Raw genomic sequence first — 17,791 nt, forward strand, 5'->3', positions numbered from 1 at the left:
GTGGAATCAAACCGGGTCACGGCACAGAATTTTTTTACACGTACAGAACTGATGAACAGTTTCTTACCTGTCACCTTTGCCAATGCATCAAAGCAGTAACCGCCCAACATTCCCAGCCAATAAGGAAGATGAACAGCAGGGATACGTTTGCCTAAAACCCTACTTACATGATACACCAAATCATTCATTGTAAAATCAGGTTTGTCTACATAATTAAATACATCATAACCTTCCTGTTTCTCCTCTATCAGGAAGCGGATGAAAGAAGCTACATTTCCAACATATGCCATGGATTTATGGTTATCTCCCTTACCAATCATCAGGAATCTGCCGGATGCAATCTGTCGCAAAAGATTATAAACGTTTCCTCTGTTTTCTTCACCGAAAATCACCGTAGGACGAATGATATGAATATTCCAGTCTGGATGTCGGGAATACCAGTCCCGCAATACACATTCGGCTTGCCACTTGCTACGCCCGTAATCATTAAACGGATCGGCAGGATACGTTTCGGACGGATTATTTTTGTTTAACCCGTAAATTGCGACAGAGCTGGTAAAGATTAACCTGGATATTCTGTTGTTCCACATGGCGGTAAGCGTATTGCACATACCTCCCACATTCACGTCATAATACAACGATACGGGAGATACGTTATCTTTATGCTCGGCAGCGAGTAATACAACCACATCCGTGGCTTTCAACAGTGTTGTCAACCTTTGCACATCCGAGACATCGGCTATTTCCGTCAGTTCCGGATGATACTTACTTTGCCGTTTGTCTATATTCAGTAACTCGGCATCTGTCTGTTTCAACAAGCTGATAAGACGGCTCCCGACAAAGCCGGACCCACCAATAACAGTAATTTTCATATCATCTATTTTAAATTATTTACCCATCTTAGTTTCCAATTTAACGGTCTCAATCTTATCAAGCCATAAATGAAAGCCAATCCAAAGAATGATATCCGCCAGCAGTACGACATTGTTACTTATATACTCCACGGCAACGATATTGAAGATGCTAAAACATATTGCCAATGCGAGAATAAGAACCATCGTAACATGGTGCGATATTCCTATCCGCAGGAATTTATGATGTATATGATTGCGGTCGGGCATAAAAAGAGGCCGGTGATTGCGAAAACGTAACCAAACAACACGGACTACATCAAACACCGGAACGATTAATACTGCAAACGCAACAACAACGGCTCCTTCTGAAAAAGGCTTTATTGTGGGATTGTTCATAGCATAACCGATAGCTAAGAAGGAAACAGACAAACCTAATGTCAAACTCCCCGTATCACCCATAAATATGCGTTGTTTGCTTTTCAGCGTACCAAACACATTATAATAAAAGAAGGGAATCAGTACTCCCGTCGTTATAAAAGCGAAAATACCATATAACCAAGCTTCATTATAAATGAACAGGCAACCCAAAATGATACAAGCCATTGCCGACAAACCGGAACAAAGCCCATCTATACCATCAATCAGGTTGATGGCGTTTACTATGAAAACTACGGCAAATATCGTTAAAGGCATTCCAATCCAAGAAGGTAATATCGTCACTCCCGCCAATCCGTACAAATCATTAATCCAAAGTCCCGAAAGTGGAAAAAATGAGGCGGCAAGAACCTGCATGACGAATTTCCTCCGATAATTAACTCCTATCAAGTCATCTGCGATGCCTACCATAAAGAGAACCACCAATCCGCACATTAACAACAAAAATTGAGAGAATACCAAGAACGGGCTCAAAACCGTAAAACCCCCATCAAACTTGTACATAAAAAACATAGATAACGCTAACAGACAGCACTGAATAGGTGCAAATGCGACACCTCCCAAACGGGGGACAACACCAACATGTACCTTACGACCGTCAACGACGTCGAATAAACGTTTCCGAAATGCAACAAGCAATATCTGCGGAATGATAATCCACCCTATAAATACAGCTACAATAAATACTATCGCTATAAAAAAATAATTCATTTATAAATTCATTTTTCTTGACTATAATCCATGACTACATTCTCTCTTATCTTCATAAAAAACAGTCACCCTTATTTTCGGCATACAACATGCCACTCATAAATACTCATCACAAAATAATAAATATCAGACAATTAATAAAATATACAAATTTACTATCCATCACTCTCTATTCTGTAATAGAGAGTAAGAGAAAACACAATAATCATATATCAATGATTTACAGAAAATTAGACATAGAACAACTAATTATATGTGTTTCACATTTTACATGAAACGTTCTAATAAAATTATATTCGAATCTAATATTCAGATTATAAATATTTTACAATTAATAATTCTGAATCAATTATGAAACAAATAAGACATAGGTAGTATTTGAACACTAAAAAGCGGAAAAATATGGAAGCAAAACAATTACTAAATGAACTGCTTTATATCGGAGAACATTTGTCATGTAAAAATTATATGACAGATATTACAACAGGATTCAAATATATTGAATTTAACGAAGAAACAACCGTAACAGAAGAATATGCCCGTAAAAATTATCTCTTATTTTTCTTGAAAGGTGATTTCACTGTAAATTGCAATCAATTTTGCGGCCGTACTTTTCATGATGACGAAATGATATTATTGCCAAAGTCATCTATAATAAAAATATCGGCTAAAGCTCAATCACAGATGCTGACTATGATATTCGACACTCCTATAGACAGTTGTGACAAGTTATTATTCCAGACATTAAGCTCAATCTGTAAAAATATAGAATATAACTTCGAATCTATACCTATCCGTTACCCATTGACACCTTTTCTGGAAACAACCATTTGCTGTCTAAAAAATCAAATGAACTGTATACACTTACATGAAATCATACAACGTGAATTTTTCTTCTTACTTAGAGGCTTTTATGAAAAAAAGGAAATAGCCCTTCTTTTTCACCCGATTATAGGCAAAAAATTAGACTTCAAAGATTTTGTCATGCAAAACTACACAAAAGTAAATAATTTGGATGAACTGATAGCCTTGTCCAACATGGGAAGAACAAGCTTTTACATCAAATTCAAAGAAGAATTCGGAACAACTGCAAAACAATGGATGATGAAACAATTAAAAGAACGGATACTGGGAAAAGTGGCTGAACCCGGCGTATGCGTCAAGCAACTGATGGAAGTATGTAATTTCGAATCGCAGGCACAGTTATACCGTTATTTTAAACAACAATTCCATTGTACTCCCAAACAACTGATAGACCACTACCAAACCGACTATTAGACAGTCTGGGGAAATAATTCTGCCCCTGTATAAAAAGTGTGTATTATTGAACTTTTAGATAGTGGCAGTCTGCAGTAAATAAACTTAATTTGCAGCATCATTTTCGCTCAACCGGCAATGAACGGTGATTGGCTCTCTATTACAGAATAGATAGTAATTACAAATATACTTTATTAATCTGAAATTTGCAAAATAAAAAGAACAAATTTATTTTTTATATCACAACAAATTGGTTACGGCGCGATTTACCTGAGCCAACGTTTCCTGATCAAATTCTTTAAGATACACTCGCGTCATTTCCTCTGAAGTATGCCCCAAACCTGCACTTATGATAGATATAGGAGCTCCGCTTTCACGCGCTAAAGTCGCCCAGGTATGGCGGGCGGTGTAAGTTGTCAAACGTACATTTATATTCAATTCGGAGGCAATCTTCTTCAAATGCCTGTTTATACGCCTTAGAGCCAGACGATATTGGGCATATATCGGCGTAGGCGAGACATCATCAATAACCGGAAAAACATATTCGCCCGCATTTGCGTATTTGTCAATCAAAGATTGCATCTGCGAAGTGACTACTATGTGAATCAACTGTTTAGACTTATGACGATAATAACTAAGCACACCACCACGTATATTCCCTTTTCTTAAAAATACAATATCGACAAAAGCCATCCCCTGGGCATAAAAACTAAACAAATATAAATCACGGGAAAGCGCTATCTCCGAACGCTCCGGTAAAGAAAGGGAAAACAGTTTACGCATTTCCTCCTTGTGTATCGCTCGTTTAATAGTCTTACAGGGCTTTGCACGCACATGAATAAAAGGGGAACCGTTCTTAGGCCTATACCCTTCCCGGATAGCAGAGTTATATATCGTCCGAAAATTACGTAAGTAATAATTTACCGTATTCTCCGTTAAGCCCTGCATATATAAAAAATCCTCATAACCGTTTACATAATTAGTGTCAATTTCATCTATTCCGATATCCGCCTTTCGAAAGGACAACATATTCATATATTTTTTTAAAGAAGCATACGTACTGCGGTAAGCCGCCGCAGTTCCATCCTTCTCCATACTCTTCTTACGAGCTATCTGTATATCGATATATTGAAAAAAAGAACAACGGAAACGATTCCGTTTCTCAGATTCAACTATATCATTTACGGAATATGGTTCTTTTTTCTTCTCCAATATGCGGACTCGGTTCAAAAGACGTTTATACTTCCGTCTCAACTCCTGGTTTATCGCATCAATTTCCTTCATGGAATAAATGGAACGTTCACAATATCCCACTTCGCAGGTACTCTCATCAAACTGCTGTTGAAATAAATGATATTTAGTGTAATAAAGCAATTTCCGCCTTTGGTGAATAATTTGGAATACCAATGGAAATGTACCGTTATTCAGCATTCTCTGCTTATTAAGCAATAGTTTTATAGATGCCATAATTTACTCTTACCCTATTATTTTTCATTCAAATAGCACAAAAGTACAAAAAGTTCACAAGTGACAGATTCTTTTAAATCAAAAAGCCTCCCCTAACCTATCAGATTATTCCATAAAATCCCGACCCGGAAAATACAAAAAAAATGGGGATAACGTCTTCGATAACGTATCCCCGTTTACACCTAAGTTAATGTACTTTTTCTCATTTTTCAACTCTGTACCCCAGTGACATCATTTCGTTACGACCTAATTCGCTGAGGATTTTTTTTACTAAAGAACTCATTTTCTTCATAATCCTTAAACCTTTAAATTACTAATACCTGAAATTTTTAATACCTGAAAACTAAAAAACTAAGCTTTACCGTTTGGAAGAGTATTAATCGTTGAATATCCCCAAACATGTACATCGGCTTCACCGAACTTTCTAAACAATCTTTTTAACCTTTTCATTTTGTTATCCTCCTAATTATATGTTTTACAACACAAAAATACAGCCTTTGTTTATATATTGCGCCTTAAAAAGAGGATTTTTATGCTTTAAAGCATATTTATTGATTTGCATCAATTAATTTATTTGTTATAAGGCAGAATTGCAATATACATGATAGTAAATATGACAAAAAAGCATGAATGAAACTTCATCCATGCCTTTCCGCACTATACCTTAATTATTATCCGGTTACCTCATAATTGTCGGTTATGTATCATATCAACCCAATATACCCCTGCAGCAGGACGGCTATTTTACCGGCGTCTGTTCCAAAGTAGCCACCAGGAAATCATAGAACTTCTGTACTGTAGGAATCAACACCCTTTCATCCGGCGAGTGTGGTGAACGCAATGTAGGGCCAAAGGAAATCATATCCAATCCCGGAATAATAGCTCCGATAATACCGCATTCAAGCCCTGCATGAATCACCTTTACGGCCGGCTCCACACCAAATTGCTGCTTGTATGACGATTTCATCGCATGCAGAATCGGGGAATTGACATCAGGCTGCCAACCGGAATAACTTCCCGTCATCTCCACTTTCATGCCAGCCATGGAGAAACAGGATTCAAGACTGGTTGCCAGATATTCTTTCATGCTGTCGCTGGAACTGCGCGCCAGAATCTTTATCTCCGCCTTCCCACTGCCAATCGTTATAATAGCCAGATTGGAAGAAGTCTCCACCGTATCAGGGACTGTTGGAATCATGCGGGTCACACCGTTCTGACAAGCAAAAATAGCGTCGATTAAATTATCCTGGATTTCTTCAGGAACCTCGCCAGCCGGAAGTTCCACCCGTTCCGCCGTAAAACTAACCGGGGTTTCAACCGCCGAATATTCCTCATTGAACAAATCTTCACAGTATTTCACCAATCCCAGCAATTCATCTTCATTTTCAGCAGGAACGGTAATGACCGCATGCGCCTCACGCGGAATAGCATTACGCATATTACCGCCTTCCCAGCTAGCCAAACGGGCTTCATAACCGGCAACCGCCTCGCGCAAGAAACGCACCAGCAGCTTATTGGCATTGGCACGCCCTTCATTGATTTCCAGTCCGGAATGCCCGCCGCGCAAACCTTTCAAGCTGACCTTGATAGCGATATCCCCTTCTTCGGGAGCCACTTCCTTATATTCCAGCGTAGCAGTGACATCTACGCCGCCCGCACAGCCTATATACAATTCTCCTTCATCTTCCGAATCCAGGTTCAAAAGGATTTCCCCGTTCACAGTGCCCGGTTTCAGCCCGAACGCACCGTACATCCCGGTTTCCTCATCTTTAGTAATCAATGCTTCCAAAGGACCGTGTTTCAAGTCTTCTGCTTCCAACACGGCCATGATAGCAGCCACGCCAAGCCCGTTATCCGCTCCCAGGGTAGTGCCTTTAGCTTTCACCCAGTCACCGTCTATATAAGTCTCAATAGGGTCTTTCTCAAAATCATGCACTGTGTCGTTGTTCTTCTGCGGAACCATATCCATGTGCGCCTGGAGAATCACTCCCTTACGGTTTTCCATACCCGGAGTCGCCGGTTTACGGATAACCACATTGCCGGCTTCGTCTACAAAAGACTCCAATCCCAATCCTTTCCCGAAATCAATCAGGAACTCCGTTACCTTCTCCAAATGTCCCGACGGCCGGGGAATCTGCGTCAACGAATAAAAATGCTTCCACACGTTTTGTGGAACCAAAGAAAGAATAGTACTCATAACAAATCCATTTTATTAAGTGGTTACTTTTTTTATTGAAGCGGTTACTTCCGCTGCTTCCTATTGGCAAACGGTAAAACCGCTAAACCATATACACCCAACAAAACTACTAAAAAGGTTTGAATCCCGTGCACAATCAAGGCAAATATTCCGGCATCCGTCAGATTTACTCCATAGAGCATCATCATGGAAATGATTGCAAAATGCCATGGCCCCGCCCCGTTGGGAGTAGGTACAATAACGGCAAAAGTGCCGCCGACAAACATAACCAATGCCGCCAACACACCCAAATGAGCGGTAAAAGCAAAACAATAAAACGTAAAATAGAAATGAAAAAAGTAACACGCCCAGATGGCCGATGTATAGAAGAGAAAGAGAGGAATATTGCGTACCTTTTTCAATGACATCACCCCCTCCCAAATATTGAGTACAAACCCTTTCACTCTTTCATAAAAAAACAATGTCTTTCTTAGACAATAAAGGAGCAAAAACACTCCGAGCAGGCAAAACAGGACAATATAGAACCAAACGGAAGTCAGAAGATGCAAAAAAGAGGGTATCTTTGTTCCAGTCTGTTGAAGGAAAGTTACGAACACCGGCAATTGGAGCAACACTGTAATCCCCGTAATAAGGCAAATAGTCAGCGTATCGACCAGCCGCTCCGTGACGACTGTTCCCAAGGATTTGGCAAACGAAACATTGTCGTACTTGGCCAACACGCCGCAACGGCTCACTTCGCCGACTCTGGGAACCACCAGACTGGCGGCATAAGATATGAAAACGGCATTTACGCAATCACTTCTTTTCGGGAAAGCGTCCAACGGTTCCAATGTCTGCCTCCACCGCCAACCGCGGAAGACTTGCGCAAACACTCCGAAAACCAACGACAAGAGCATCCACCACCAGTTTGTGCCATGCAATAAAGTTTCCCCCGCCTTCGCAAAGTCAAAACCACGATACACCCAAAACAAGATAAAAGCACCCAAAACAACCGGTAATATCAGTTTCAGCGTCTTTTTTAATAGTTTCTTCATCCTTAATTCTTCATTCTTCATTTAAAAGAATTACCTTTGTCGGCTGCAAAAGTAATTATTTAGTTGGTAAATGAAATTAGTAAAGCCTAAAAAGTTTCTCGGGCAACACTTTCTGAAAGATTTGAAAGTGGCGCAGGATATTGCCGACACAGTCGACACAGTCCCCGGACTCCCCATTCTGGAAGTAGGCCCCGGAATGGGAGTATTGACTCGGTTCCTGGTGAAAAAAGGAAGGCCGGTGAAAGTCGTGGAAGTGGACTATGAGTCGGTAGCCTATCTCCGTGAAACCTATCCGTCATTGGAAGACCACATCATTGAAGACGATTTCCTGAAAATGAATCTTCAACGTTTGTTCGACGGAGGTCCTTTCGTACTGACAGGCAATTACCCTTATAATATTTCCAGCCAGATATTTTTTAAAATGCTGGACAACAAAGACATCATCCCCTGCTGCACGGGAATGATACAGAAGGAAGTGGCCGAACGCATCGCTGCCGGACCAGGCAGCAAGACTTACGGCATTCTCAGCGTACTGATACAAGCGTGGTACAGAGTGGAATACCTGTTCACTGTCAACGAGCACGTGTTCAACCCGCCTCCCAAAGTCAAAAGTGCCGTTATTCGCATGACCCGCAATGAGACCGAAGAGTTGGGATGTGACGAGAAACTGTTCAAACAAGTAGTGAAAACCACCTTCAACCAACGGCGCAAAACCTTACGCAACTCGATTAAACCTATTTTAGGCAAAGACTGCCCGTTGACGGAAGACGCATTATTCGACAAACGCCCGGAACAACTGTCGGTAGGAGAATTCATCGACCTGACTAATAAAGTGGAACAAGCATTGGAGACCGCCGGCAGCCGGCAGTAACCGGCCGACGACTGCGAACAGATAGAATTGGATTTTGTAATTTGCAATTGACAACAATGAACGAGGAATATATTGACAACATAAAACATCTTATCGAACAAAAAGACGCCGATAAGGTAAAAGAATTTCTCGTCGACCTCCACCCGGCCGACATCGCCGAATTGTGCAACGACCTGAATCCGGAAGAGGCCAAGTTCGTCTACCGGCTGCTCAACAACGAAACCGCCGCCGATGTTCTTGTCGAAATGGATGAAGACGCCCGTAAAGAGTTCCTCGAAATGCTTCCTTCCGAAACAATCGCCAAGCGTTTCGTCGATTACATGGACACGGACGATGCGGTAGACCTGATGCGCGAGCTGGATGAAGACAAACAGGAAGAAGTCCTCTCGCACATCGAAGACATCGAACAGGCGGGGGATATCGTAGACTTGCTGAAATATGACGAAAACACGGCCGGCGGACTGATGGGTACGGAAATGGTGCTTGTCAATGAAAACTGGAGTATGCCCGAATGCCTGAAAGAGATGCGGCAACAGGCAGAAGAACTGGACGAGATTTATTACGTGTACGTCATTGACGACGACGAACGCCTGCGGGGTATCTTCCCGTTAAAGAAAATGATAACCTCTCCTTCCGTATCGAAAGTAAAACACGTGATGCAAAAAGACCCGATTTCGGTACATGTGGACACGCCCATCGATGAAGTTGTGCAAGCCATCGAAAAGTATGACTTGGTAGCTATCCCCGTTATCGACAGCATCGGCCGGCTTGTAGGCCAGATTACCGTAGACGACGTCATGGACGAAGTGCGTGAACAATCGGAACGCGACTACCAGTTGGCATCCGGTCTTTCCCAGGATGTGGAAACGGACGACAACGTGTTCCGCCAGACGACGGCACGCCTTCCGTGGTTGCTCATCGGCATGATTGGCGGAATCGGCAACTCTATGATACTGGGAAACTTCGACTCGACTTTTGCCGCCCACCCCGAAATGGCGCTATATATTCCCTTAATCGGCGGTACGGGGGGAAATGTCGGCACGCAATCCTCCGCCATCGTCGTACAGGGACTGGCGAACAGTTCGCTGGACGCCAAAAACACATTCAAGCAAGTGACTAAAGAAGCGGTGGTGGCGCTAATCAACGCCACTATCATCTCTCTCTTAGTGTACACCTATAATTTCATACGGTTCGGGGCAACCGCAACAGTCACTTATTCCGTGTCTATCAGCCTGTTTGCCGTGGTAATGTTCGCCTCCATCTTCGGGACACTAGTCCCCATGACTCTCGAAAAGCTGAAAATAGACCCCGCCATTGCAACAGGACCGTTTATCGCTATTACAAATGATATCATCGGAATGATGCTATACATGGGAATTACCGTTTTATTATCGTAAAATCAGAATAAACGAAAAAAAATAAGCAAAATAGTATGAAGTAATCGTTTTATTTCATTAATTTGTGACCCAAAACTAATATACAATGATGGACGCTCATGACACTAATCAGCCCTTGAACCAAGGGGAATTAGAAGAAGAAAAGAAAACAGTTGAGGTTTCTGAGGCTATGACAGAGACTCCGGCTGAAGAAATGACTGCCGAAGTTCAACCCGAGGCAACGCCTAAACCTGCCACAAAGGAAGACGTACTGAATCGGTTGAAAGAGCTCGCAAAAGATGCGGAGAACGCCAATAAGCAGGAAATAGACAATCTGAAACAATCATTCTACAAGTTACATAACGCCGAACTGGAGGCTGAAAAAGCACAGTTCATAAACGATGGCGGCGCCATCGAGGATTTCGTACCCAAAGGAGATGTATTGGAGGAGGAATTCAAACGCCTGATGGGAATCGTCAAAGATAAACGAAGCAAACTTATCGCTGAGCTGGAACGGCAAAAAGAAGAGAATCTTCAAGTCAAGCTTTCCATTATCGAAGAACTGAAGGAACTGGTAGAATCGGGTGACGATGCCAACAAATCTTACACTGAATTTAAAAAACTCCAACAGCAATGGAACGAGACAAAACTGGTTCCACAAGGCAGAGTGAATGAGCTTTGGAAAAACTACCAGCTATACGTGGAGAAATTTTATGATTTGTTAAAGTTGAACAATGAATTCCGCGAGTATGATTTCAAAAAGAACCTTGAAATAAAGACTCATCTTTGCGAAGCGGCCGAAAAACTGGCTGACGAGGAAGATGTGGTATCCGCTTTTCACCAACTCCAGAAGCTTCATCAGGAATTCCGTGACACAGGACCGGTAGCGAAGGAGTTGCGCGACGAAATCTGGAACCGTTTCAAAGCTGCCTCTACTGTCGTAAACCGCCGCCACCAACAACATTTTGAGAAATTGAAAGAAGCGGAACAACATAACCTGGATCAGAAAACCGTTATCTGCGAAATCGTGGAGGCGATAGAATATGATGAACTGAAAACATTCTCCGCCTGGGAAAACAAGACCCAAGAAGTCATCGCCTTGCAAAACAAATGGAAAACCATCGGTTTTGCACCACAAAAGATGAATGTGAAAATATTCGAACGTTTCCGCCATGCCTGCGATGATTTTTTCAAGAAAAAGGGAGAATTCTTCAAAAGGCTGAAAGAAGGCATGAACGAAAATTTGGAAAAGAAAAAAGCCCTTTGTGAAAAAGCGGAAGCCCTGAAAGACAGTACAGACTGGAAAACAACCGCCGATGTGTTAACCAAGCTCCAAAAAGAATGGAAAACAATCGGTCCGGTATCAAAAAAACATTCCGATGCGGTATGGAAACGTTTCATTACGGCTTGCGATTACTTCTTTGAACAGAAAAACAAAGCTACTTCTTCACAGCGTTCCGTGGAAATAGAAAATATGGAGAAGAAAAAAGCGTTAATCGAAAAGCTGTCTTCCATCGATGAAAGCATGGATGTCGAAGAAGCCGGAACATTAGTACGTGATTTGATGAAAGAATGGAACTCAATCGGACATGTACCGTTCAAAGAAAAAGACAAACTGTATAAACAATATCATGGGTTAATCGACCAGTTATTCGACCGTTTCAATATCAGCGCATCGAACAAGAAGTTGAGTAACTTCCGTTCCAACATAAGCAATATCCAGGGAAGCGGGCCGCAATCCCTGTACAGGGAACGTGAGAAACTGGTACGTACTTATGAGAATATGAAGAACGAACTCCAGACTTATGAAAATAACCTGGGCTTCCTCACCTCTACTTCCAAGAAAGGAAGCAGTTTGCTGACCGAACTCAACCGGAAAGTAGACAAATTGAAAGCGGATTTGGAATTAGTATTGGAAAAGATTAAAGTTATCGACGAATCACTGAAAACAGAAGAATAAATCTTTAGCCTGCGCCGATACATATTCCCAAATAACCGATACACATTCTAAAATAAAAAGAGAAGCTGTGGTTAGTTATGAAATGCCCTCTAAAAGTTTTTGTACAACTTTTAGAGGGCATTTTAAAATTAACGGTTATTCCAATTATTCATAAAAGAAAACACGAAAGATTAGTCTCAAAATAGAAACTGAAAGTCGGTAATCTTACAGAGGGAAAATCTTTCAATCCCATCCTATTGTACGGGTTAATCCGGAGAAAGGAAAAAATCCTGAGAATGAGGAAAAAGGCGTAGAGCTCGCTTGATTTACTGCATTCAAAACTGTAACGGCATTTTTCTATCCCATCAAATTCCGTGAAGCCCAAAACTAACTCTATTTTGGAGATTTCTTATATCTTCACCGTATGTTTTTTTATTTCGGATTATCCCGTTTAGGTAGACAAACCGTATTTTTGGGGAGATAGAATGCCTAAAAATACAAAAAAGGCAACTGTCCCGACATGAATCAGTTGCCTTATATTTTTTATTTCAGAAATACCCCTTTGAAATGGCGCGAAAAGCAAATTTATCTTTTCCACGGGAATTTATAGGAATTTACCCTTCTTTTACTTAATGAATATCTCAACTTTACAGATTAAAATGTTAAAAGGAAAAGTCCTCTACTCCCATCTTATACCCTGATAAGGAATAAAACGTTAAAAGTTCTTTTTTTCTGTTCCATTTTCCAAGTTTTTAATGAAACCTTGAAAAAGAACTGATTTTTCCGGATTATCTCTCCCTTTTTTTATCCCGATATGTGTCACCATTTTTCGGGAAACCTCTCAAAAGAGCATAAAAAACCCGCAAAATATCTGTTTTTGCGGGTTTTTGTCTGTAAAAAGCTGGTGATAAGTTGGGCTACCTGGATTCGAACCAGGAATGACAGGACCAGAATCTGTAGTGTTACCATTACACCATAGCCCAATGATTTTCGTTTGCGGGTGCAAAGATACAAATATTTTGGGAATTCAAAACAAATCCGATATTTTTTTTGCAAAAATGTCCAAATAAGCTTTCCAAACAAAAGTATCTCCACTAAAAAACACAAAAATTGAGGGATAACTTTCTTGTATCCAATAAATCAGCGTATATTTGTCAAAAATATCACGTTTATAATCAGAAACAAAGGAGAATCCTTTTTTGTTATAAACCGAAAGAGAACATGAATTATTAATCTCAATTAAAAGAATGAACGATACTAAAGTATTAATTGAAAAAATAAAAGAGGGAATTCAAGAGAAAAAAGGTAAAAACATCATCATTGCCGATTTAACGAATATAGAAGATACCATCTGTAAATATTTCATTATTTGCCAGGGAAACTCCCCCAGTCAGGTTAGCGCTATCGTAGATTCCGTCAAGGAATTCGCACGCAAGGGAGCAAACAATAAGCCATTTGCCGTAGACGGGCTCCGAAATGCAGAATGGGTGGCTATGGACTATGCTGACGTATTGGTACATGTTTTCTTGCCGGAGACCAGAGAATTCTACAATCTCGAACATCTTTGGGCGGACGCCAAACTCACTCGAATCCCCGATTTAGACTAATCAATAATTATGGACAATAATAACAACAAGAATAGTAACAGTAACAAACCTAATAATAAGGTTAATATGCCCAAGTTCAATTTGAACTGGATGTATATGATTATCATCCTTATGCTTCTTGGCCTTTGGTGGGGCAGCGATTCCAAAGGGCCGGGAAACAAAACCGTTACATACAGCGAATTTCAGGATTACGTAAGGAACGGCTATATCGGTAAGGTTCTGGGATATGAGGACAAATCAATAGAGGCTTATCCTAAACCGAACTCCGTAGGCGCCATATTCGGGGCAGACTCTGTCAAAGCGGGCCGCAACCCGATTATCACGAGCAGGGCCCCGTCTACCGATAAACTGGAAGAATTCCTGCAGGCCGAAAAAGAAGCCGGCCATTTTGACGGGACTTCCGACTATCCGCCCAAATCAGATATATTCCCCGCCATCCTGATTCAGATACTTCCGCTGGTGCTGCTGATTGCACTGTGGATATTTTTCATGCGCCGTATGAGCGGAGGAGGTAGCGGTGGTCCCGGTGGCGTATTCAATGTGGGAAAATCCAAAGCCCAGCTCTTTGAAAAAGGAGGAGCCATCAAGGTTACGTTTAAAGATGTGGCAGGCTTGGCGGAAGCCAAACAGGAAGTCGAAGAAATTGTCGAATTCTTGAAAGAACCGCAAAAATATACGGACTTGGGAGGTAAAATACCCAAGGGAGCGTTGTTGGTAGGCCCTCCGGGAACGGGTAAGACATTACTCGCCAAAGCTGTTGCCGGCGAAGCGAACGTTCCTTTCTTCTCGCTGGCAGGTTCTGATTTCGTAGAAATGTTTGTCGGCGTAGGCGCTTCCCGCGTCCGAGACCTATTTAAACAAGCCAAAGAAAAAGCTCCATGCATCGTATTCATTGACGAGATTGATGCAGTAGGACGTGCACGCGGCAAGAATCCGGCTATGGGAGGAAATGACGAACGCGAAAACACGTTAAATCAGTTGTTGACGGAAATGGACGGCTTCGGCTCTAACAGCGGAGTCATCATCCTTGCCGCTACTAACCGTGTAGATGTGCTCGACAAGGCATTGCTCCGTGCCGGGCGTTTCGACCGCCAGATACATGTAGACTTGCCCGACCTGAACGAGCGCAAGGAGGTGTTCGGTGTACATTTGCGCCCCATCAAGATAGACGATACGGTAGACGTAGACCTGCTGGCGCGCCAAACTCCGGGATTCTCCGGCGCGGATATCGCCAATGTCTGCAATGAAGCGGCGCTAATCGCCGCCCGCCACGGAAAGAAGTTTGTCGGCAAACAAGACTTCCTGGATGCCGTAGACCGTATCATCGGCGGGCTGGAAAAGAAAACCAAAATCACAACAGAGGCGGAAAGACGTTCCATCGCCTTGCATGAAGCGGGACACGCTTCCATATCCTGGTTGCTGGAATATGCGAACCCGCTGATTAAGGTCACGATTGTTCCCAGAGGACGTGCGTTGGGAGCTGCCTGGTATCTGCCGGAAGAACGTCAAATCACGACCAAAGAGCAGATGCTCGATGAAATGTGCGCTACATTGGGAGGACGCGCCGCGGAAGATTTATTTATCGGCCGCATCTCTACAGGAGCCATGAATGATTTGGAGAAAGTCACCAAACAGGCATACGGCATGATTGCATATCTGGGAATGAGCGAAAGACTGCCGAATTTATGCTATTATAATAATGACGAATATTCCTTCAACCGTCCGTACAGCGAAAAGACTGCCGAGTTAATCGACGAAGAAGTCAAGAAGATGGTAAACGAACAATATGAACGCGCCAAAGCCATCTTGTCCGAGCACAAGGAAGAGCACAACCAACTTGCCCAATTGTTGATTGACAAAGAAGTTATCTTTGCGGAAGACGTTGAACGCATTTTCGGAAAACGGCCGTGGGCATCCCGCTCGGAAGAAATTATGGCTGCCAAGGAGAGCCGCGAAGCCGCCAAAGCGGAAAAGAAGCTTGCAGAAGAAGTGAAAGAAAAAGAGAAGGAAATCAAGGAGGAAGAAGCTGAAAATTCTGCAAAAGAAAAAGCCGCAGAAAACAAAGTCACCGCCGAAGGCAAGGTCACCATAGAGAAAAAGGCTATTTCAGCGGAAGGCGGAAACACTTCTACGGAAGAAAACAAGGAAACAGGCAAACCTGAGTAATATCAGATGGAAAGTGTTGCAAAAGTCATTACCGGACGGGATTCACACATCTTCCCGCAGTAGACGGAAAAACTTTTGCAGCACTTTTTTATTAGTCTATTAATTAACTAAAACATAAATATTTTGGCTAGCAATTTTATTAAACGGGCTATAACAGGTGTACTTTTTGTCGCCATCCTGGTAGGGTGTATCCTTTATACATCGCTCAGTTTCGGCATCTTGTTTGTCATAATCAGCGCATTGACAATTTATGAGTTCGGACATCTGGTAAACATGCGTGCAGAAGGCGTCAACGTAAATAAGACTATTATTATGCTGGGAGGGGCTTACCTGTTCCTCGCAATTATGGGATTTTGCATAGATGCCGCCGACTCTAAAATTTTCATCCCTTACGTACTGCTGTTACTTTACCTGCTGATTAGCGAGTTATACCTGAAAAAAGAGAATCCGGTACTGAACTGGGCCTATTCTATGTTCAGCCAACTTTACATAGGCTTGCCGTTCGCTTTGTTAAACGTACTCGCTTTCCATAACGATCCGGAATACAGCAGTGTCAGTTACAACCCGATTCTGCCGCTATCCATTTTCATATTCCTCTGGTTAAGTGATACGGGGGCATATTGCATCGGGTCGCTTATCGGCAAACACCGCCTGTTTGAACGCATTTCTCCTAAGAAGTCATGGGAAGGTTCCATTGGCGGCGGAGTTGTGGCTATCGGCTCTTCCTTCATACTTGCACATTATTTTCCATTCATGTCAATGTGGCAATGGGCCGGACTAGCAGTAACCGTTGTCATATTCGGGACTTGGGGAGATTTGACAGAATCACTGCTCAAACGGCAACTTCACGTGAAAGATTCGGGAACCATCCTTCCGGGACACGGGGGAATGCTCGACCGGTTTGACAGTGCCCTGATGGCTATACCGGCAGCGGTAGTCTATCTATATGCGTTAACTTGGTTTTAAATTGCCTGAACTCCCTAGGAAATATAATATTCAGTAAATTCTACGTTTTAGAGATTCAACGAGTAGAAATATTCAGTAGATTTCGCATATTCAGGATTTACCGAAAAGCAAGGGATAGTTTTCGTATTATGAATATCCCATCCCGCCGAGTATTCCTGCAGCATGTAAGATATATGAAAAGCCGGGAACTTTCTTCCACGAAAGCAATCCCGGCCTTTTTACACACAGTTACAGAGGTTAGGTTGTATATTATTTGACAGAAGAAGTAGTGTGCACATCTTTCGCTTTCTCCGGTACTCCTACCGGGTGTTCGAAGTCAAGCACTACGACTGTACCTTTTCCGTTCTCTTCCGAATTTATCGTGACCTTAAATCCTTTCATAGGTATATCCCCCTCCTCTCCGGATGTCGGATAGAATTTCTCCAGATTATAAGAAACTCTTCCCCATCCCCAATAATCGGTCACATCATCATACGTGTTATAACGCAATTCCAGATGTACATAGCCATCTTCGTCCACATCGGGAGTTTCCGGCACTTCCGGAGTATCGGGTGTTTCCGCAGTCCCGGAAGTTTTTACAGTCTCCCCATCCGGTTCACCCGGTTCCGATTCGCCAGTCGTTTTGTTTTGCACAAGGCTTATGCGATGTTTCTCCGAATAAGGCAAGTTCTGGTGGAAAATGATGTTCAGAAACTTTCCTCCCAACCACATATCACCTTGGTAAATTACAATGGGATCATCACCGAACTCCTCCACATTCTCATCTGTCATTTCCTCCACTTCTTTAGTCAGTATTTCTCTAATTCCTTCCATCTTCACCTGCACCCCTTTATTATCCGCCATGTCAGCCAAAGGATTAAAGAGGAGTTCTATAAATTAAAATATTGTAGTACAGTTGTTTATATGGTTCC

12 protein-coding genes, 1 tRNA gene and 1 pseudogene are annotated in these 17,791 nt (G+C 42.2%); 7 read left to right on the top strand and 7 right to left on the bottom strand.

What is annotated here, in order from left to right; translation table 11 throughout:
* The coding region (locus Q5076_RS16475) for an NAD-dependent epimerase/dehydratase family protein (protein ID WP_303014750.1) at positions 1-872 on the bottom strand (872 nt) is incomplete at its 3' end.
* Positions 873-887: 15 nt separating this feature from the next.
* On the bottom strand, positions 888-2,000 hold the full coding sequence (locus tag Q5076_RS16480; RefSeq protein WP_303014752.1) for an MraY family glycosyltransferase: 1,113 nt from the start codon (positions 1,998-2,000) through the stop codon (positions 888-890).
* Between the two features lie 402 nt (positions 2,001-2,402).
* Between Q5076_RS16480 and Q5076_RS16485 the strand changes: the two genes are divergently transcribed.
* Complete coding sequence (locus Q5076_RS16485; RefSeq protein ID WP_303014754.1) at positions 2,403-3,278, top strand: AraC family transcriptional regulator; 876 nt, start codon at positions 2,403-2,405, stop codon at positions 3,276-3,278.
* A 219-nt stretch (positions 3,279-3,497) separates the two neighbouring features.
* Here Q5076_RS16485 and Q5076_RS16490 read toward each other — a convergent pair whose 3' ends face one another.
* The 3 genes from Q5076_RS16490 to Q5076_RS16500 form a co-directional block, all read right to left on the bottom strand.
* Positions 3,498-4,724, bottom strand: coding sequence for a site-specific integrase (locus Q5076_RS16490; RefSeq protein WP_303014756.1), 1,227 nt, complete (start codon positions 4,722-4,724; stop codon positions 3,498-3,500).
* A 739-nt stretch (positions 4,725-5,463) separates the two neighbouring features.
* On the bottom strand, positions 5,464-6,921 hold the full coding sequence (locus tag Q5076_RS16495) for an aminoacyl-histidine dipeptidase (RefSeq protein ID WP_303014758.1): 1,458 nt from the start codon (positions 6,919-6,921) through the stop codon (positions 5,464-5,466).
* A 44-nt stretch (positions 6,922-6,965) separates the two neighbouring features.
* Positions 6,966-7,955, bottom strand: coding sequence for a lysylphosphatidylglycerol synthase transmembrane domain-containing protein (locus tag Q5076_RS16500; RefSeq protein ID WP_303014760.1), 990 nt, complete (start codon positions 7,953-7,955; stop codon positions 6,966-6,968).
* A 70-nt stretch (positions 7,956-8,025) separates the two neighbouring features.
* Here Q5076_RS16500 and rsmA point away from each other — a divergent pair, with 70 nt between their 5' ends.
* The 3 genes from rsmA (at position 8,026) to Q5076_RS16515 (ending at position 12,162) form a co-directional block, all read left to right on the top strand.
* Positions 8,026-8,826, top strand: a complete 801-nt coding sequence (gene rsmA / locus Q5076_RS16505; protein WP_303014762.1) for a 16S rRNA (adenine(1518)-N(6)/adenine(1519)-N(6))-dimethyltransferase RsmA — start codon at positions 8,026-8,028, stop codon at positions 8,824-8,826.
* Positions 8,827-8,882: 56 nt separating this feature from the next.
* Positions 8,883-10,223, top strand: a complete 1,341-nt coding sequence (gene mgtE, locus Q5076_RS16510; RefSeq protein WP_303014764.1) for a magnesium transporter — start codon at positions 8,883-8,885, stop codon at positions 10,221-10,223.
* Between the two features lie 85 nt (positions 10,224-10,308).
* Positions 10,309-12,162, top strand: coding sequence for a DUF349 domain-containing protein (locus Q5076_RS16515; protein WP_303014765.1), 1,854 nt, complete (start codon positions 10,309-10,311; stop codon positions 12,160-12,162).
* An 891-nt stretch (positions 12,163-13,053) separates the two neighbouring features.
* Here Q5076_RS16515 and Q5076_RS16520 read toward each other — a convergent pair.
* Positions 13,054-13,124, bottom strand: a tRNA-Gln gene (locus Q5076_RS16520).
* A 264-nt stretch (positions 13,125-13,388) separates the two neighbouring features.
* Here Q5076_RS16520 and rsfS point away from each other — a divergent pair.
* The 3 genes from rsfS (at position 13,389) to Q5076_RS16535 (ending at position 16,880) form a co-directional block, all read left to right on the top strand.
* Positions 13,389-13,748, top strand: a complete 360-nt coding sequence (rsfS, locus tag Q5076_RS16525) for a ribosome silencing factor (RefSeq protein WP_303014766.1) — start codon at positions 13,389-13,391, stop codon at positions 13,746-13,748.
* A 9-nt stretch (positions 13,749-13,757) separates the two neighbouring features.
* Positions 13,758-15,914 carry an ATP-dependent zinc metalloprotease FtsH gene (gene ftsH, locus Q5076_RS16530; RefSeq protein ID WP_303014768.1) on the top strand — a complete coding sequence of 719 codons (2,157 nt, stop codon included), beginning with the start codon at positions 13,758-13,760 and terminating at the stop codon, positions 15,912-15,914.
* Between the two features lie 123 nt (positions 15,915-16,037).
* The gene (locus tag Q5076_RS16535) at positions 16,038-16,880 is read left to right on the top strand and encodes a phosphatidate cytidylyltransferase (RefSeq protein WP_303014770.1); all 843 of its coding nucleotides are present in this window, start codon (positions 16,038-16,040) and stop codon (positions 16,878-16,880) included.
* A 249-nt stretch (positions 16,881-17,129) separates the two neighbouring features.
* Here Q5076_RS16535 and Q5076_RS16540 read toward each other — a convergent pair.
* Positions 17,130-17,741 (bottom strand): annotated as a pseudogene (locus tag Q5076_RS16540) (NigD-like C-terminal domain-containing protein); the annotation flags it as partial.
* Positions 17,742-17,791: the final 50 nt, after the last annotated feature.

Source organism: uncultured Bacteroides sp., assembly GCF_958445495.1.
Lineage (GTDB): Bacteria > Bacteroidota > Bacteroidia > Bacteroidales > Bacteroidaceae > Bacteroides.